The 16,347-nt window shown below is 63.3% G+C and carries 17 protein-coding genes; all 17 read right to left on the bottom strand.

Annotated features, from left to right (window positions below):
• Nucleotides 1-12 precede the first annotated feature (12 nt).
• From KVG85_RS18280 to KVG85_RS18200, 17 genes are read right to left on the bottom strand one after another with little or no spacing between them, the layout of a single operon-like run.
• Nucleotides 13-1,239, bottom strand: coding sequence for a beta-ketoacyl-ACP synthase (locus KVG85_RS18280; protein ID WP_217864577.1), 1,227 nt, complete (start codon nucleotides 1,237-1,239; stop codon nucleotides 13-15).
• Entirely contained in the window at nucleotides 1,239-1,967 is a 729-nt protein-coding gene (fabG, locus tag KVG85_RS18275) for a 3-oxoacyl-ACP reductase FabG (RefSeq protein ID WP_041477582.1), read from the bottom strand. Before fabG ends, KVG85_RS18280 begins: the two co-directional genes overlap by 1 nt.
• A complete protein-coding gene (locus KVG85_RS18270; RefSeq protein WP_073471610.1) occupies nucleotides 1,960-2,424 on the bottom strand; it encodes a hotdog family protein in 465 nt (154 codons plus the stop codon). The genes fabG and KVG85_RS18270 overlap by 8 nt, the downstream gene beginning before the upstream one ends.
• Nucleotides 2,421-3,617: a beta-ketoacyl-[acyl-carrier-protein] synthase family protein gene (locus KVG85_RS18265; protein ID WP_217864576.1), complete on the bottom strand. Its 1,197-nt coding sequence runs from the start codon at nucleotides 3,615-3,617 to the stop codon at nucleotides 2,421-2,423. Before KVG85_RS18265 ends, KVG85_RS18270 begins: the two co-directional genes overlap by 4 nt.
• Nucleotides 3,614-4,225, bottom strand: coding sequence for a hypothetical protein (locus KVG85_RS18260; RefSeq protein WP_217864575.1), 612 nt, complete (start codon nucleotides 4,223-4,225; stop codon nucleotides 3,614-3,616). Before KVG85_RS18260 ends, KVG85_RS18265 begins: the two co-directional genes overlap by 4 nt.
• Nucleotides 4,225-4,950, bottom strand: a complete 726-nt coding sequence (locus KVG85_RS18255) for a class I SAM-dependent methyltransferase (protein WP_130911767.1) — start codon at nucleotides 4,948-4,950, stop codon at nucleotides 4,225-4,227. The genes KVG85_RS18260 and KVG85_RS18255 overlap by 1 nt, the downstream gene beginning before the upstream one ends.
• Nucleotides 4,947-6,194: an NAD(P)/FAD-dependent oxidoreductase gene (locus KVG85_RS18250; RefSeq protein ID WP_217864574.1), complete on the bottom strand. Its 1,248-nt coding sequence runs from the start codon at nucleotides 6,192-6,194 to the stop codon at nucleotides 4,947-4,949. The genes KVG85_RS18255 and KVG85_RS18250 overlap by 4 nt, the downstream gene beginning before the upstream one ends.
• Entirely contained in the window at nucleotides 6,181-7,344 is a 1,164-nt protein-coding gene (locus KVG85_RS18245) for a cation:proton antiporter (protein WP_217864573.1), read from the bottom strand. Before KVG85_RS18245 ends, KVG85_RS18250 begins: the two co-directional genes overlap by 14 nt.
• Nucleotides 7,341-9,671, bottom strand: a complete 2,331-nt coding sequence (locus KVG85_RS18240) for an MMPL family transporter (RefSeq protein WP_217864572.1) — start codon at nucleotides 9,669-9,671, stop codon at nucleotides 7,341-7,343. Before KVG85_RS18240 ends, KVG85_RS18245 begins: the two co-directional genes overlap by 4 nt.
• Nucleotides 9,655-10,257 (bottom strand): outer membrane lipoprotein carrier protein LolA, encoded by a 603-nt coding sequence (locus KVG85_RS18235; protein WP_016772032.1) that lies wholly within the window; start codon nucleotides 10,255-10,257, stop codon nucleotides 9,655-9,657. The genes KVG85_RS18240 and KVG85_RS18235 overlap by 17 nt, the downstream gene beginning before the upstream one ends.
• A complete protein-coding gene (locus tag KVG85_RS18230) occupies nucleotides 10,254-10,679 on the bottom strand; it encodes an acyl-CoA thioesterase (protein WP_217864571.1) in 426 nt (141 codons plus the stop codon). The genes KVG85_RS18235 and KVG85_RS18230 overlap by 4 nt, the downstream gene beginning before the upstream one ends.
• Nucleotides 10,672-12,216 carry an HAL/PAL/TAL family ammonia-lyase gene (locus KVG85_RS18225; protein ID WP_137215151.1) on the bottom strand — a complete coding sequence of 515 codons (1,545 nt, stop codon included), beginning with the start codon at nucleotides 12,214-12,216 and terminating at the stop codon, nucleotides 10,672-10,674. Before KVG85_RS18225 ends, KVG85_RS18230 begins: the two co-directional genes overlap by 8 nt.
• Complete coding sequence (locus tag KVG85_RS18220; RefSeq protein WP_122881227.1) at nucleotides 12,197-13,144, bottom strand: lysophospholipid acyltransferase family protein; 948 nt, start codon at nucleotides 13,142-13,144, stop codon at nucleotides 12,197-12,199. The genes KVG85_RS18225 and KVG85_RS18220 overlap by 20 nt, the downstream gene beginning before the upstream one ends.
• Entirely contained in the window at nucleotides 13,141-13,875 is a 735-nt protein-coding gene (locus tag KVG85_RS18215; RefSeq protein WP_217864570.1) for a glycosyltransferase family 2 protein, read from the bottom strand. The genes KVG85_RS18220 and KVG85_RS18215 overlap by 4 nt, the downstream gene beginning before the upstream one ends.
• Nucleotides 13,868-15,547, bottom strand: a complete 1,680-nt coding sequence (locus tag KVG85_RS18210) for an acyl-CoA synthetase family protein (RefSeq protein WP_217864569.1) — start codon at nucleotides 15,545-15,547, stop codon at nucleotides 13,868-13,870. The genes KVG85_RS18215 and KVG85_RS18210 overlap by 8 nt, the downstream gene beginning before the upstream one ends.
• The gene (locus KVG85_RS18205; RefSeq protein WP_217864568.1) at nucleotides 15,544-16,089 is read right to left on the bottom strand and encodes a COG4648 family protein; all 546 of its coding nucleotides are present in this window, start codon (nucleotides 16,087-16,089) and stop codon (nucleotides 15,544-15,546) included. The genes KVG85_RS18210 and KVG85_RS18205 overlap by 4 nt, the downstream gene beginning before the upstream one ends.
• On the bottom strand, nucleotides 16,086-16,340 hold the full coding sequence (locus KVG85_RS18200; RefSeq protein WP_217864567.1) for an acyl carrier protein: 255 nt from the start codon (nucleotides 16,338-16,340) through the stop codon (nucleotides 16,086-16,088). The genes KVG85_RS18205 and KVG85_RS18200 overlap by 4 nt, the downstream gene beginning before the upstream one ends.
• Nucleotides 16,341-16,347 lie beyond the last annotated feature (7 nt).

Genomic DNA, 16,347 nt, shown 5'->3' with positions numbered 1-16,347 from the left:
GGATTGATTCGGTTATGCCCAGCGGCGGAAGATCAACGAGGTGTTGACGCCGCCGAAAGCGAAATTGTTGTTCATCACGTAATCGTGGTGCATCTGACGAAATTCGCCGCGCAGGTAATCGAGCTTGCCGCAGTGCGGGTCGACCTCGTCGAGGTTGAAGGTATGCACGTAACGGTCGCTCTTGAGCATCTCGATGCTGAACCATGACTCCAGCGCACCGCAGGCACCGAGGGTGTGGCCGAGGAAACTCTTTTGCGAACTGATCGGCATGTGTTCGCCGAACAGGCTGCTGGTGGCCAGCGTTTCGGCGATGTCGCCCTGTTCAGTCGCGGTGCCGTGGCCGTTTACATAGCCGATGGCGTCCGGGCTGAGGCCGGCATCTTCCAGGGCCAGCTCCATGGCGCGGCGCATCGTGACCTGTTCCGGGCGGGTGGTGTGCTGGCCGTCGGCGTTGCTGCCGAAACCGACGACTTCCGCGTGAATGTGCGCGCCACGGGCGAGGGCGTGTTCCAGCTCTTCAAGCACCAGCATGCCGCCGCCTTCGCCGATCACCAGACCGTCGCGGCCCTTGTCGTACGGGCGTGGGCTGGTCTGTGGTGCATCATTTTTCAGGCTGGTGGCGTAGAGCGCGTCGAACACCATGGCTTCGGTCGGGCACAGTTCTTCCGCGCCGCCGGCGAGCATCAATGGCAGGCGGCCGAACTTGATTGCCTCATAGGCGTAGCCGATGCCCTGGCTGCCGCTGGTGCAGGCGCTGGAGGTGGGGATCAGGCGGCCGGTGAGGCCGAAGAAAATGCTGATATTGGCGGCGGTGGTGTGCGGCATCATCCGCACATAGGAGTTGGCGTTCAGCCCCTCGGCCACCGAGTTGAGCAGCATGTTGCCAAATGCCTTGATCTCGTCAGTGCTACCGGTAGACGAACCACAAGCGACGCCCATGCGCCCGTCCTTGATCGATTCGTCACCGAGCAGGCCAGCATCGGCCAGAGCCTTTTCTGCTGCGCCGACCGCCAGTCGCGAAACCCGGCCCATACTGCGCAACTGCTTGCGGGTCCAGTGCGACGGTACGAGAAAATCATCGATAGGCCCGGCCAGGCGCGTGTTCAGCTCAGTGAAGCGATCCCACTCGTCCATGCGGCGAATGCCGCTGCGATTGGCCGCGAAATTGCCGGCAATGGTCGGCCAGTCGCTGCCCAGCGAGGTGATGCCGGCCATGCCGGTGACGACGACGCGCTTCATCAGCACAGGCCTCCGTTGACCGCCAGGACCTGACGGGTGATGTACGAGGCTTCCGCCGACATCAGGAAATTTACCGCAGAGGCCACTTCTTCCGGGGTGCCCATGCGTTGCGCGGGGATCATTTTCATCAGTTCCTCCACCGGCACGTTTTCGTCGAGCATGGCCGTGTCGATCAGGCCAGGGGCGACGCAGTTAACCGTAATTTTGCGCTTGCCCAGCTCGATCGCCAACGCCTTTGCCGCACCGATCACCCCGGCCTTCGAAGCGCTGTAGTTGACCTGGCCACGGTTGCCGATCAGGCCCGACACCGAAGTGATGCAGACGATGCGCCCGGCGGCGCGACGACGAATCATCGGCATCATCACCGGGTGCAGGACGTTGTAGAAACCGTCGAGGTTGGTGCGCAGGACCACGTCCCAATCGTCATCGCTCAGCGCCGGAAACGCGCCGTCGCGGGTCAGCCCGGCGTTGAGCACCACGCCGTAATAGGCACCGTGATTTTCGACATCGGCTTCGAGAATGCTTTTGCAGGTTTCACGGTCGGCGACGTCGAATTGCAGGATGCGCGCGCGGCGGCCCAGCGCTTCGATTTCGGCCTGCACCGCTTGGGCTTCGGTCATGCCGCTGCGGCAATGCAGGACGATGTCGTGCCCGGCTTGCGCCAGACGCAAGGCAATGGCGCGGCCGATGCCACGGCTGGAGCCGGTGACCAGTACGGATTCAGTCATCGTGCGACTCCTTTGTCTGTTGCAGATATTGGTTGGCTTGCGGCGGACGAAACACGTTCAGCCGGGCGCTGGCGTGTATGCCGTCGCCGTGGATATGGCATTCGAATACGCCCATGCCGTTGTCGTCTTCCAGTGAGCGCAGGCCATGGATGGTCAGCTCGCTGCCGGGCGCAAAGGCTTCGACGTTGCACTCGAATTTGCGCGTGCCGAGGAGAAAGCCCAGCTCCGGCGGATTGCCTTTTTGCCGGGCGTGGCAACCGGCGAAAGCGGCGACGCTCTGCGCCATCAGCTCGACGCCGACCCACGCCGGCAGGCTGCCGTCGGGCAGGTTGAACAGGCCGTCGGGCTTGACCGTGAGGCGAGTGAAAATCTGCTCGTCATCGAAGCGCTCGATGGCGTCGATCAGGATCATGTCGCCGGCATGCGGCAGCAGTTCGGCGAGCGGCCAGTGGCTCATGGTGCGTCTCCGATAATCAGGCTGACGTTGTTGCCGCCGAAGGCAAACGAGTTGCTCATCAGGTAGCGCGGTGCAATGGACGTCAGGCGTTCGCTCGCGGTCACCCACTTGAGCGGCGGCAGCGCGGGATCGGCCTGGCCGTCCCAGATATGCGGCGGCAACGCCTGTTCAGGGTTGTCGGCACTCAGGCTCAGCCAGCAGAACGCCGCTTCCAGCGCGCCGGCAGCGCCGAGGGTGTGGCCGGTCAGCGGCTTGGTTGACGAGCAGGCGACGCTTTCGGGAAACAGCGCCGCGACCGCCAGGCTTTCCATCGCGTCGTTGTGCTGGGTCGCGGTGCCGTGCAGGTTCAGGTAGTTGATTTGCCCGGCTTGCAGATGAGCGCGGCCGAGGGCTTTCTGCATCGCTTGCAGAGCGCCGCGACCGCTCGGCTCCGGCGCGGAAATATGGTGCGCATCCGAGCTGGCACCGGCGCCGAGCAAGGCGATTCCCGGGCCTTCGCCGCGCTGTTTGCTCATCACGAACAGCACCGCTGCTTCGCCGATATTGATGCCTTTGCGGTTGGCGGAAAACGGATTGCAGCGCTCATCTGAAACAGCTTCCAGCGATGAGAAACCGTTCAGCGTGAGCTTGCACAGACTGTCGACGCCGCCGCACAGTACCGCGTCGCACAGGCCCAGATCGAGCAGGCGCTGAGCGCTCATCAGCGCGCGGGCGCTGGAGGTACAGGCGGTGGAAATCACGTAGGCCGGGCCGCTCAGTTGCAGCCATTCGGCGAGAAAATTCGCCGGGGCGCCGAGTTCCTGCTGGCGATAGTCGTACTCGCGAGGAAATTGCTGTTCGCGGATGTAATGCGCCAGACCCCGGCTGGCCTCGTCGATACCCGAGGTGCTGGTGCCTAGCACCACGCCTATGCGCTCGCGGCCGAAGGTCTGGATCGCACGATCGATGTCGTCTCGAATCTGCAGCGCGGCTTCCAGCAGCAGTTGGTTGTTGCGACTGCTGTGTTCGATCAGTTCGGCCGGGATCGGCGCCAATTCACCGTGCACGCCGGCGACAGGCAGCTCACGTTCGGCGACCCAGCCGGACTCGCGGCGCATGCCCGAGCAGTCGCCGGCAAACAGATTGCGCGCGACTTCAGACTTGTCGCGGCCCAAAGCGCAGATCACGCCGAGGGCATTCAGGTAAGCGGTCATGGCGTCGATTCACCTAACTGGGAAACGCGATAGTGCGGGCCTTGAGGCAGATTCAATTGAAAGCTCAACGGTTGTGAATAGCGGATGTTCCAGCGCGCCGGCAGTGAACGCTGATCGGCCTGTTGCCGGGCGTCGGGATAATTGCGCAGCAGTTCGGCGGAAGGCGTCAAAGCGAACAGCAGTGCGGCGAACAACTCCCGCGCTTCCGGGTTCGGCGGCAGCAGACCATCGGCCTGCCAGTGCCCGTCGATCAGTTGCTGGCGGGCCTGGGGAATGCCCAGCGGATCCATCATTGACCAGCGCGTGCCGGCGCCTTCGCGCTGGATCACCAGCAGCCAGTCCTGACGTTGCCCGGCCTGCTCGCGCTCGATGTGCAGTTGCAGCGGCAGGGGCAGTGTCGGGTTGGCCGCTGGCAGCGGTGGCTGGCTGGCGCAGGCACTGAGCAGCAGGACTGACAAAACGATCACCAGCCATGCAGCAAACCCTGTGGGAGCGAGCCTGCTCGCGAATGCAATCTGACATTCGCCACCTTTGCTGACTGATACACCGCTTTCGCGAGCAGGCTCGCTCCCACAGGGTTTCAGGTGTTCAGATCGATAGCCGTACATCAGACAGATTCCTGCAATGGCTTGCGCGCAACAACATTCACCAGCGTCTCTTCACGCTCACCGAATGGCTTGGGTTTGCTCAACCCCAGCCGCTCCAGCAAACCAAAATCCTTCGACCGGCTCCACCACAGATACGGATAGGACACATTGCGCTCGGCAAACTCGAAACCCTGCTCGCGGATCATCTGCAGATAACCGGCGGCGCTCTTCTGTACGTGCATCGGATGGCGGAACAGCCAGCGAATCACCCAGGTATCAATGTAAGCCTCGGTGGATTCGGCGAACAGTAGATAGCCGCCCGGCTTGAGCACGCGATAGAACTCGGCCAAGGCCTTTTCCTGCTCGACCAAGTGGTGGAAGGTCTGGTGACAGAACAGCAGATCGACACTGGCATCGGCGACGTTGAGCGTGGCGCAATCGCTGCCGATCAACTCGACTGGCATGCCCAGGCGCGTGGCCTCTTCGGCGCTGAGTTGCAGGCTGTGCGGGTCGGCGTCGACGCCGATCAGGCGTTGCGGGGCGAAGGTCTGGCGCAGGTGGCCGAACGACTTGCCCTGACCGCAACCGGCGTCCAGCAGCACCGGGTGTTCCGGCAGTGCTTCACTGAACAAGCCACGCAGGTCGTTGATCGCCACACGCAGCACATGGTGCTGCCAGGTGTGGCTGCGCAGGAACCAGAGACCGAAGCGGGTTTCCTCGACGTAACTGTCGCTCAGGTAATTCATGGGGTGTCCTGCGCGCAGAGTTGGGAAATCATCTTCAGCCGGCGCCGCGCTTCACTGACGAACGGGTTGCGCTCGTCCCAGGCGTAACCGGCGAGGATCGAGCAGATCATCCGGCGAATCTCCGCCTGGCTGTCCTCATAGAAAATCACGTCCTGGAAGGTGCCGGCGTACCAGCCTTCGACGTAGCAGCGGAACGTGTCGACGCCGCGTTTCAACGGTTCGGCAAATTCGCGTTGCCAGTCCACCGTTTCACCTTGCAACTGACGGTGCAGCACGCCGGCGGCCATGCTTGCCGAACGCATGGCAATGGTCACGCCGGAGGAGAACACCGGGTCGAGGAATTCTGCGGCGTTGCCCAGCAGCGCGAAGCCCGGGCCATGCAGGGTTTTCACATTGGCTGCGTAGCCGCCGAGGGTGCGCGCCGGGGTGTCCCAGATCGCGTTGTTCAGAACCCCGGCGAGGCTTGGCGTCTCGGCGATAAAACTGCGCAGGCAGGCATCCAGGTCGCTGTCGCGGCTCTGAAAGTGTTCCTCAGCCGCGACCACGCCCACCGAGCAGCGGCCGTTGCTGAACGGGATGGTCCAGAACCATACATCGCGATGCTCGGGATGGGTGGTGACGAGGATCTTTTCACGGTCGAACGCCGGATTGTCGATGCGATCTTCGACATGGGTGAACACCGCCTGACGCACCGGGAAATTCGAAGGTGCTTCGAGGTCGAGCAAGCGCGACAGCACGCGGCCGTAGCCGCTGGCGTCCAGGACGAAATCGGCTTCGACGCGGTACTCGCTGCCGTCTTCGCGACGCACATCAAGGAATGGTTTCGCCTGATCGAAGTCGACGCTGACAATCGCATCTCCATAACGGATTTCCGCACCTTGCAATGCTGCTTGATCGGCCAGCAACTTGTCGAAGTCGGCGCGCTGCACCTGGAACGTGGTCGGCTTGCCGGCGGTGAAGGTGTCGCCAAAATCGAAAGCGCTGTAGCGCTCGCCCCAGGCAAACGCCGCGCCGGTCTTGCGCTGGAAACCGGCGGCGTTGACGGCGTCGAGCATGCCGGCTTCTTCGACGAAATCCAGGCAATGGCTGAGCAGGCTTTCGCCGATGGAGAAGCGCGGGAAGTGCTGGCGCTCGAGCACCAGCACATCGTGGCCCTTGCGTTTGAGCAGGGCGGCGGCGATAGCACCGGACGGGCCGGCACCGATGATCACGACCTGACGGGATTCCATTTCAACGATTGGCACGTGAGCTCCGGGGCAAGGGACTGTTCAGATTCAGGGGCGCGCGATGCAGGCCGATCAGGGCCGGCAGCAGCGTCGCGATCAGGCCCATCAGCATCAGCGCGAAATACAGCGCCGGGGTGATGAGCTGTTGTTGCAATAGCAGATTGAGAAAGACGATTTCGCTCAGGCCGCGAATGTTCAGCAGCACGCTTTCGCGCCAGCGGCTGGCGCCAGCGAACGAGGCGCCCGCCCAACCGAGGCCGAGCCAGTTGCCCAGCAGTTTACTGGCAATCGGCAACAGCAGCAGCGCCGCCCACTGCCCGGCGCCAAGGCTGGCGAGGGCGCTGTGCACGTCGATCTGGACGATACCGAACGTGAGGATCAGCGGGATCGCGATCCACGTCTGCAAGCGGCTCATCCAGCGTGCCGGCAACGGCAGCACCAACGGCACTTTCAGCAGCGCCATGCACAGCAGATAGCCGATGCCGAAAATCAGCGCGTTGAGTTTGTAATGCTCGGCCATGACCAGCAGGGCGAAGAAGCCGAGGCTGTAGGTCAGCGGGCGACGCACGCGCAGCAGGTGCAAAAGCAGTGGCACGCCGGCCATGGCCACAGGCAGCAACAGGCTGCTCAAGTGCAGACTGCCCTGGGCGAGGCCGAACAGCGTCCAGCAAGTCAGATCGATAAGGATCGCGGTTTGCACCAGACGCCGTGTGGCAGCGGGCGGGTAATCGATGTGGCGCAAATACAGGTACAACACCGGGATCGCCGTTATGGCGAAGACCAGTCCGATGGCCAGTGCGTTGAGCCACTGCTGCGACGGCAGCAACCAATACGCGACCGCCAGCCCGCAAGCGAACGGCACGGCGAAACTCGGCACAGCGATTTTTACGCTTTGGCGATCCAGACGCAGATCGATGACATCGCTGAGGATGTGCCCGAGCAGCAAGGCGAAGCTCAGGCTGTAGAGGTTTTTCAACCAGTCCGGAGCGATCAGTTGTGCGCCGCTGAGCTGCCAGCCCGGTTCGATCCAGAAATACATCAGCAACGGCAAACCGAAGCTCGCCAGCAGCAACTGACTGACGATCGGTATCAGGCCGAAGTGACGGCCGACCCGGGTCGCCAGGGCAAACAGCGCCAAGGCCAGCAACCAGAAGCCGAAGACCATCATGCGGCTGGCTCCGCAACCGGTTCATGGCGCCCGGCCCACGGTGCGAGCATGAAGCTGAACGCCAGGCCGAGGCTTACCGACAAGCCGAAATTGCTCACCGCCGGCGTACTGGAAACCGCCAGCAGGCCGAACGATAGCCATGTGGTGACGGCGGCGAGCAAGGTGCCGAGCAGACTTACCGCCGCGCCGCCGACCTGTTCGCGCATGAGGATTGCGTAATCGACGCTGATTGCCGTCACCAGCAACAGGCCGAAAAGACTGAACAAGGTCAGTGGCTGACCGAGCCAGCCAAGGCTGGCCAGACTGCACAGCGCCGCCAGCAGCGGCATGGCGACGATACGCAGGGCGCCGGTCAGGCCGAACGGCAGCATCAGCACCAGCACGATCAACACGCAGGAGGCCAGTTTCAGTTCGGCGGCGCTGATCTGCGTGGCGGCGAACACCTTGTTCAGATCACCGAGGCGATCGACCAGTACCACTCCCGGCAAGTCCAGTGCCTGCACGCGCAGCAATGACGGATTGTTCAAGCCCTGCAGGCTGGTGATTGCTGCGACGCCGTCTTCAGTCGGTCCAAGCCACAGTGTCCGATACGGCTCGCCGAGCGGGCCGGCCAGCGCGGCGTCAATGTCTTCGGCGGGCAGGGTCTGCAATTGCTGCAATTCGTTTTGCAACGCAGCCACCGGCACGCCGAGATCGAGCAGCGGTTGCCAGAACGACGGCAGCCTGTTCAGTGATTCGCGCACTTGCTGTTGCTGGCTCGGCGCGCTGACCAGTTGATCGAGGGCCTGATAGCCTTGCAGTTTGTCGAGGTTGACCAGTTGCTGCAGGCGCTCGCTCAGTGCTGCCTGGCGCTCGAGCAATTGCTCCTGATTGGCCGCACGGACGAGGAAGAACTGGCTGGTCGGTTGATACCCGGTGATGCGCGCGATGGTCTGCGCTTCGTCGGTCAGATGCTGCGGCGCGCCGACCCATTGGCGGATGTCGTTTTTGCTCTGCAACTGCATCAGGCCGCCGACGCAGAAGGCGATCAGCAGGGCCAGCAGCGCGGGCGTGCGAATGCAACCGAGCAGCGCCTCACGCAGATGAATCAGGCGTTCGGCCAGGCGCAGCGGCCATTGCGCCGGGCGCAGTTGGACATTTTTCAGCAGCGCCGGCAGCAGGCAGACCGCCGACAGATAGGCACCGAGCAAGCCGGCAGCGGAGAACACGGCGATCTGCGTCAATGCCGGGAACGGCGTCCACGCTAGCGCCAGATAGCCGATGACGCTGGTGATCAGGCTCAGGGTCAGCCCCGGCAACGTCAGGCGCAGGGCCGGCCAGCTGCGCCAGGGCTTGAGGCTCCAGCTCTTGGATAGATAGTGCAGTGGGTAATCGACGGCAACGCCGATCAGACTTGAGCCGAGCACCAGCGTCATCACATGCATGTGACCGAACAGCGCCACGCAGGCCACCGCGCCGAACAGCATGCCGACCAGCACCGGCACAAACGCCAGCAGCACGCCCCAGCGGCGAAACGCCAACAGCAGCAACAGCAGAATGCCGATCGTCGCACCACCGCCGACCCAGGTCATTTCGCGGGTGGCTTGTTGCTGGCCGTTGGCGGCATAGAGCAGGCCACTGGCGGCGAGCAACTGCACGCCGCTTTGCGCCGCTTGCTCGCGGCTGTGCTGGAGCAGCTCTGCCACTTGTAGCGGCAGGTTCATGTCGAAAGCATTGCCGGTGGTGCGCGCACGCAGCATCACCCAGCTCTTGCCGTCGGCCTCGGCGACCAGTGCGCCGCTGCCAATGTCCAGTTGCACTGCGCCATGTTTCGGCTGGCTGTTCTGGATGCGTCCGGTCAGGCCCAGCCAGTCGTCCTGGCTCGGCACCAGGGTGAAGCCGTTGAACGGATCGAACAGCGCCTGCACCTGCTGCTGGATGAACGCGTCGGGGTGCTCGCTGAGTAGCTGCCGATCATCCGCCGAGAGCATCGCCAAACGCCCTTGCAGCAATTGCTTGCGCAGCGCCGGCAAGTCGGCTTGCAGATTCCATTGCACGGTTTCGAACAGACCGCTGGCCTGCCATTGTTCGCCCAGTTGCTGAGCCATGTTCAGTGCTTGCTGGCGATCGGCGTGACCGACCAGCACCAGCATTTCGCGATTGAGCGGTTCTTGCATGCGCTGTTCGGCGCGCACTTCCAGCGCGTCTGGACTGGTCCCGGGTAGCAGCTCCATGAGATTGGCCGACAGCGGCGCACCGTCGCGCCACTGCCAGGCAGCCAGCGCGACGACGGCCAGCAGCAGGCTCAGAAACAGCCAGGGCAGCCTGCGTTCACTCGGCAAAGTCATGTTGCTCCGCTTCGCTCAGGGGTTGCTCGGCCGTGCTGTCCTGCATGCGCAGCAGGGTGCTGTCGCCTTGGGTTTCCAGCAGCTCGATGGTTTGCACAAGGGCGCCGCCATCGATATTGATCTGCTTGAACACTTGCTTGAGCAGCATCGAACGCGGCGTCAGAGTCAGTTGCCACTGCTGCGCCGTGCCGCTCAGGGCCAGTTCGAAATCGCGCTGCAAACCGCTGCTGTCACCTTGCAGCACGGCGAGGAACAAACGGTTCTGCTCGGCGCCGGCGCTCTTGTTCGGCAGCAGTTGCCAGCCGTTGGTGTCACGGCGGGCGATGCCATTGGCGGTGATGCGGTAATCCTGTTGCAGCGGAGTTTTCAACAGCCACAGCAGGCCATGATTTTTCGCGAGGACGAAGCTGCCCTTGCTGATCAGCGGCTGCGGCAGGGCGCGCAGGTGTTTTTCCTGAATGAACTGGCCGTGGATAACATCCGGTTTCGCCAGTTGTTCACTCAGTTGTTGCAGGTCGAAGGCATTGGCCCATGACGACACGGCCAGCAGCGTCAACGCGCCGAGGCTTCTGAAAAACACATTCATCGCAGCATCCTTTCTACGGCATCGGTGAAGACTTTGGGTGAAGCCAGTTGCATCTCGCGGCTGCTCACTTCGACAGCGACTTGCACGGAGCTTGCGCGGGTCAGGCGTTCGCCGGTCTGCAGGTCGGTGATCAGATAGTTGATCTTCAGACGGTTTTCCCACTCGATCAGACTGGCGCGCACGTTCAGCCGCTGGCCGAACACCGCGCCGCGCACGTAGCGAAGTTGCAGGTCGATGATCGGCCAGGCGTAACCCGAGTCGACCATGTGCGTGTAGTTATGGCCGATCTTGTCCAGCAGCGCACAGCGTGCCACTTCGAGATATTTGACGTAATGGCCGTGCCAGACCACGTGCATGGTGTCGACGTCGAAAAACGGCACGAGAATCTCGGTATCGGCGTGAAGCACTCCGGCACTACGCATGCAGCCTCCAGTGTTGCGCGGCGATGCGTTGCAGGCACAGGCGCAGTTCGCCTTCCAGCGCACGGTCTTCGATGACCGGCGGGAAGTCTTTGCCCAGCTCTTCGTGCATCGCTGCCAGTGCTGGCGGCAGCGGGCGCGCATCGGCGGCTTGAGCGCGCAGCCAAACGCCCTGATTGGCGGCGAGCAGCGTGGCGGCGGCGACCTGTTCTGTCAGCTCCAGCACGCGAATCGCATCACGGGCGGCGATGGTGCCCATGCTCACCTTGTCCTGGTTGTGGCACTCGGTGGAGCGCGAGAACACGCTGGCCGGCATGGTGTTTTTCAGCGCTTCGGCGGTCCAGGCGCTGGTGCCGATCTGCACGGCTTTGAAGCCATGGTTGATCATGGCCCGATCGGCGGGTGCGCCGGAGAGGTTGCTCGGCAAGCCGTGGTTGTAGCGCTCGTCGACCAGCAACGCCAATTGCCGATCGAGCAGATCGGCGACGTTGGCCACGAGGTTTTTCAGGCTGTCCATGGCAAAGGCAATGTGCCCGCCGTAGAAGTGCCCGCCATGCAGAACACGCTCGGCTTCGGCATCGATGATCGGGTTGTCGTTGGCGCTGTTCAGCTCGGTTTCGATGAAGCCGCGCAGCCAGTTCAGGCTGTCGGCCAACACGCCGAGCACATGCGGCGCGCAACGCAGCGAATAACGATCCTGCAGACGATGCAGTGGCGCGGTCGGCGCGTCGATTGCCAGATCCTTGCGCAGCCACGCGGCGACCTGCATCTGCCCCGGGTGCGGTTTGGCGGCGAACAGACGCTCGTCGAAGTGCTCCGGGTTGCCTTGCAGCGCGACGACATTGAGCGCGGTGATGCGCGTGGCCAGTTGCAGCAGGTAATCGGCGCGAGCGAAGGCGAGGCAGGCGAGGCCGGTCATCACCGCTGTGCCGTTCATCAGCGCCAGCGCCTCTTTCGGGCGCAGCACCAGCGGCGTCCAGCCGAGCTCGCGATGCACGTCGGCAGCCTGACGACGTTCGCCACGGAACATCACTTCGCGCTCGCCGGACAGGGTTGCGGCGACATAGGACAGCGGCGTCAGATCGCCGCTGGCACCCACCGAACCCTCTTCGGGAATCAACGGCAGGATGTCGTATTCGAGAAACGCATGCAGACGCTCGAGCAGTTCGACGCGCACCCCGGAAACGCCGTGACACAACGACTGCAAACGCGCCGCCAGCACCGCGCGGGTTGCCTGCGCGTCGAGCAGTTTGCCCAGGCCGCAGCCGTGAAAAGTGTAGAGATGACGCGGCAGCGCCTCGACGTGATGCAGCGGCACCGCGACCACGCAGGAATCGCCGTAACCGGTGGTGACGCCGTAGATCACACCTTCCTTGTCCAGCAGCGAATCGAGAAACCGCGCGCCCTTGGCGATGCGCTCGCGATAGTCGGCGTCAGCCTGCAATTGCACGGGCGCCTGACGGTTGGCCAGGGCCAGCACGTCTTCGATGCGCAAAGGGCGTTCGCCGAAGGTTACCGGCTCATGGGTTGGCGTCGTCATCGGTCTTCCAGAAAGGGTAAAAGTTGAACCATTGCTGCGGGGCTTCGAGGCAATAGTGACTCAGGCGCTGCGCGTAGCGAGTGGCCCACTGATGAATGACCTGCTCGCGCTCGCGGCGTGTCCACACCACCGCGTCGGCGAACGGTTCGAGGGTCAGGCGATAGTGGCCGTCGGGTTGCTTGAGGCACATCAGCAGATTGACCGGGCACTTGAGCAGGCCGGCCAGCAACCACGGGCCTTGCGGAAATGGCGCCGGATGGCCGAGAAAGTCCACCGTCACGCTGCGCCCGCCGTGCAGCGGCACGCGGTCGCCGGCAATCGCCAGCCACTCGCCTCGCTCGAGCCGTTCATGCAGTTGCAGCATGATCACCGGGTCGAGTTCGCTGACCTGGATCAGGCGCAGATTGGTCGCCCCGGCCTCGCCAAGCAAGCGGTTGAATTGCTCGGCGTGCTTGGTGTGCACCAGCACGTTCATGGTGACCTTTTCGCCGATCTCCGCCAGCGCCCGGCAGACTTCGAGATTGCCCAGATGTGCGCCGACCAGCAATTGCCCGCGACTGCCGCGCAACTGCTTGCGCAGCAGCGCCGGGTCGATGATTTCGATCTGCTCGATGCTCAGCTTGCCGTTCCACACGTCGAGCTTGTCGAGCAGCGAATCGGCAAATGTCATGAACTGGCCGAACACCCGCCAGTGGCTCGGGCGCAGGTCGTCGCGCCGGCTCCACTCGGCCAGCCGCTGCTGGTACTGCCAGGCACTGCGACGGGCGACGCGGCCGAAGAGGAAAAAATACAGGACGATGCCATAGAGCAACGGACTGAGCAGGCGGCGGCCGAGGACTTTGGCGGCGAACGCGGTGAATTTCATCAGCAGGAAACTGCCGCGCTCTTCGCGGTCGGCCCAGTGCTTCTTGTCGACTTCTTCGCTCATGGTTTCCACCGCCGCCAGAGGATCAGCGGCCAACGCAGCAACATGCCGAAGAACAGCCGCGTGTGCATGCTGGAAATCAGCGCGTTGTCGTGGAACAGGCGAAAGTGCGATACACCGTCCAACGGGTAATGCACGCTGGTCTGCAGCCAGCGCATCGGCTGATTGCGCCAGGCCAGACGCACGAGGATGTCCGAGTCGAAATCCATGCGTTTGCCGACTTTCGCCGAGTCAATCACCGCCAGAGTCGGCGCCAGCGGATAGACACGGAAGCCGCACATCGAATCGCGAATCTGCAGCGACAGGGTGTTGATCCACACCATCACGTGGGTCAGGTAGCGCGCGTACAAGCGCCCTTTCGGCACGCTCTCGTCGAACAGCGGATAGCCGCAGATCATCGCCTCGGGATGGGCGCGAGATTCGCCGACGAAGCGCGCGACGTCGCGCAAATCGTGCTGGCCGTCGGCATCGACTTGCAAGGCATGGCTGTAGCCCAGACGCGAGGCTTCACGCAGACCGGTCATCACCGCGCCGCCCTTGCCCTGATTGGCCGTGAGGCGCACCAGAAAAACCCTGTCGCGCTCGGCCAGGGCGTCGAGCACCCGCGCGCAGGACGGCTCGCTGGCATCGTCCACCAGAATGCACGGCAGACCTTGTGCAAGCAGGGCATCGACCACGGTGGTGATCGCGGTTTCGTGGTTGTACACCGGGATTACGGCGCAGGGGTTATGCATGGGCAGGCCCCAGGAGAATGCGTCCGCTGGAACACGTCGCCGTGTCATTGCGATAAGCGAAATACAACTTGCCGCGCTCGGCATCGAAACGCAGATGCAGCTGGATTTCATCACCCGGGCGCACCAGTTGCTGGAATTTCAGCACTTCCATTCCGGCAAACGCGCCGTCCAGCTTCAGCAACTGCCGACCCAGATTCAGCGCCCACTCCACCTGCACCACACCGGGCAACACCGGTGCCTTGGGAAAGTGTCCGCTGAAGTAGGCCAGATCCGGCGGCACGCTGAGTTGCAGGCTCCACTCGCCGTCGCTTGCACTTTGCTCCAGCACTTCGGGGGATTTCGGCCGTGCGGCCAGCAGCAGCGCTTCGACGTCGGCTTGCGCCAGTTTGCCCTGGCTGTTCAACGGCATCTGCCGCAGCAGGCGCCAGCGCCGGGGCAGGGCGAGGGCTTCGCAATGCTGGCTCAAATGTTTGCGCAGGGTTTCGGTCAGGTCGCGGCGACCGTGCTCGCGCAGGGCGAACAGGCCCGATTCGCTGAGCACCAGCAGCGCACCGAGCGAGGCGCGGTTTTCCTGGACCACACCGAGGCGCGCTTCGGCGACCCAGTCATGGGCTACCAAGGCCTGCTCGAGCATCGGCAGCGAGATGCGTTTTTCTTCCAGTTTGACGATGCGGTCCAGTCGCCCCAGCAGTTCGAAGCGACCATCGGTGGCAATGCGTGCGGCGTCGGCGCTGTGTTCGACGTGGCCGGCAGGCAGATAAGGCGAAGAAATAAGCAGGGCGCCGTCGCTGTCCTGGCTCAGTTCGACGCCAGCAAACGGCTGCCACAACGACTCGCCCTGACGCCAGGCGATGCCGCCGGTTTCCGAACTGCCGAGGATTTCTGTCGGCCATTGCTGCAAGCGCTGTTGCAGACTTTGCGCCGCTTCCGGCGGTAATGCGCCCCCGGAGGAAAACACTCGGCGCACCGCGCTGAGGGCCGGCCAGTCGAGGTTGTCGCCCATACGCTTGAGCAGCGCCGGGCTCGCGACCCAGGCGAAGGCCGGGTATTCGCGGCTGGCGCGCTGCAAGTCTTCGGAGAACGCCAGTTGCCGGCGCACGAACGGGCGCCCGGCGCACAATGGCCACAACACGCGAAACAGCAGGCCATAGATGTGTTGGGTGGCGACACTGCCGATGATGCAGGCTTCACCGAGGTCTGCGCCCCACAACTGTTCCAGCGCTTCGACCTCGTTGACCAATTGGCGCAGGGTCTTGTCGATGCGCTTGGGCTCGCCGCTGGAGCCGGAAGTGCACAGGCTCAGGCGGCATTGATCGAGATCCAGTTCCGCACCGGGCAGGCCGGGCTGAGTGAAGTCGTGCAACTGGGCGTCGCCGGGTTGATCGGTCAGCCATAGATCGACTTCCTGCGACCAGCGCTGACGCGTCTGCGCTTGCAGATCCGCCGGCAGCAACACGCTGACGCCGGCACGCCAGGCACCGAGCAGGGCGATGGCAAGGTCGGCGGCATCTTCCAGATGCACGGCCAGCCTGTTCACGCCTCGGCTTTGCAGACCCGCGGCGACGCTCAAGGCCTGCGCTCGCAGTTGCGTGTGGTCGAGTGCCGGCGCCTGGCAGATCGCCCGTGCCGGCAGTGCCTTGAGCAACAGCTGCTCAAGCTTTATCCAATTCATGTACGGCCTCTTACCCGTTGTCGTATCAGCCATTCAATGGCAAACATCAGGCCGATCAATCCATAGGAGATCAGGCCGGTGTACAACATCCACCAATCCAGCGGCGCCCACAGGGTGAGGAGGGCAGCGCACAAACCGTTGCAGAAGAAAAACACGCTCCAGGCTAGCGTCACCTTGCGCGTATAGCGAATGGCAACCTGCGGCAGTTCCGGCTCGCGCAAGCGCGCCAGACGCTCGACCATTGGCGGGCCGTATTTCAGGCTGGCGCCGAACAGCACCAGCATGAATGCGCTGATCAGCACCGGGTACCAGCGCAACAGCTGCGGGCTGTCGAATACCGCCAACAACAGACAGAACCCGATCGCTGTGCAGGCCATCCACAGGCTGCCGGGCTTGCGCTCGCCGGTCAGGGCGCGCGCCAGCCACAGGCTGCCCAGCAGCAGCGCAAATTGCCACGGGGCGAAATGCTCCATGCCGAAATACACGGCAAAGGGGTACAGCAGACCGGCCAGCAGCAGGCCCAGGCCGATCAGTCGGCTCATGCGGCCGGTTGAACCAGACGGAACACCGCCTCGACCACGTCACCGACGGTGCGCACCGATTTGAACTCTTCGGCGGCGATTTTCTTGCCGGTCTGGCGTTTGATGTGATCGATCAGGTCGACCGCATCGATGCTGTCGATTTCCAGATCCTGATACAGATTGGACTCCAGGCTCACACGGGCCGGATCCAGCTCGAACAGCTCGACCAGGGCATCGCGCAGGGTGTTGAAGATATCGTCACGAGTTTGCATGGTCCGG

The sequence above is a fragment of the Pseudomonas triticicola genome (assembly GCF_019145375.1).
Lineage (GTDB): Bacteria > Pseudomonadota > Gammaproteobacteria > Pseudomonadales > Pseudomonadaceae > Aquipseudomonas > Aquipseudomonas triticicola.
Note: the sequence above shows the minus strand (reverse complement) of the source record. Positions and strands in the feature narration are given on the sequence as shown.

What these genes read in the sequence shown, in the direction of transcription:
- KVG85_RS18270 (WP_073471610.1), bottom strand. Translation starts at nt 2,424, where the DNA reads ATGAGCCACTGGCCGCTCGCCGAACTGCTGCCGCATGCCGGCGACATG.
- KVG85_RS18265 (WP_217864576.1), bottom strand. Translation starts at nt 3,617, where the DNA reads ATGACCGCTTACCTGAATGCCCTCGGCGTGATCTGCGCTTTGGGCCGC.
- KVG85_RS18240 (WP_217864572.1), bottom strand. Translation starts at nt 9,671, where the DNA reads ATGACTTTGCCGAGTGAACGCAGGCTGCCCTGGCTGTTTCTGAGCCTG.
- KVG85_RS18235 (WP_016772032.1), bottom strand. Translation starts at nt 10,257, where the DNA reads ATGAATGTGTTTTTCAGAAGCCTCGGCGCGTTGACGCTGCTGGCCGTG.
- KVG85_RS18215 (WP_217864570.1), bottom strand. Translation starts at nt 13,875, where the DNA reads ATGCATAACCCCTGCGCCGTAATCCCGGTGTACAACCACGAAACCGCG.
- KVG85_RS18200 (WP_217864567.1), bottom strand. Translation starts at nt 16,340, where the DNA reads ATGCAAACTCGTGACGATATCTTCAACACCCTGCGCGATGCCCTGGTC.
- fabG (WP_041477582.1), bottom strand. Translation starts at nt 1,967, where the DNA reads ATGACTGAATCCGTACTGGTCACCGGCTCCAGCCGTGGCATCGGCCGC.
- KVG85_RS18210 (WP_217864569.1), bottom strand. Translation starts at nt 15,547, where the DNA reads ATGAATTGGATAAAGCTTGAGCAGCTGTTGCTCAAGGCACTGCCGGCA.
- KVG85_RS18245 (WP_217864573.1), bottom strand. Translation starts at nt 7,344, where the DNA reads ATGATGGTCTTCGGCTTCTGGTTGCTGGCCTTGGCGCTGTTTGCCCTG.
- KVG85_RS18280 (WP_217864577.1), bottom strand. Translation starts at nt 1,239, where the DNA reads ATGAAGCGCGTCGTCGTCACCGGCATGGCCGGCATCACCTCGCTGGGC.
- KVG85_RS18225 (WP_137215151.1), bottom strand. Translation starts at nt 12,216, where the DNA reads ATGACGACGCCAACCCATGAGCCGGTAACCTTCGGCGAACGCCCTTTG.
- KVG85_RS18255 (WP_130911767.1), bottom strand. Translation starts at nt 4,950, where the DNA reads ATGAATTACCTGAGCGACAGTTACGTCGAGGAAACCCGCTTCGGTCTC.
- KVG85_RS18205 (WP_217864568.1), bottom strand. Translation starts at nt 16,089, where the DNA reads ATGAGCCGACTGATCGGCCTGGGCCTGCTGCTGGCCGGTCTGCTGTAC.
- KVG85_RS18260 (WP_217864575.1), bottom strand. Translation starts at nt 4,225, where the DNA reads ATGTACGGCTATCGATCTGAACACCTGAAACCCTGTGGGAGCGAGCCT.
- KVG85_RS18230 (WP_217864571.1), bottom strand. Translation starts at nt 10,679, where the DNA reads ATGCGTAGTGCCGGAGTGCTTCACGCCGATACCGAGATTCTCGTGCCG.
- KVG85_RS18220 (WP_122881227.1), bottom strand. Translation starts at nt 13,144, where the DNA reads ATGAGCGAAGAAGTCGACAAGAAGCACTGGGCCGACCGCGAAGAGCGC.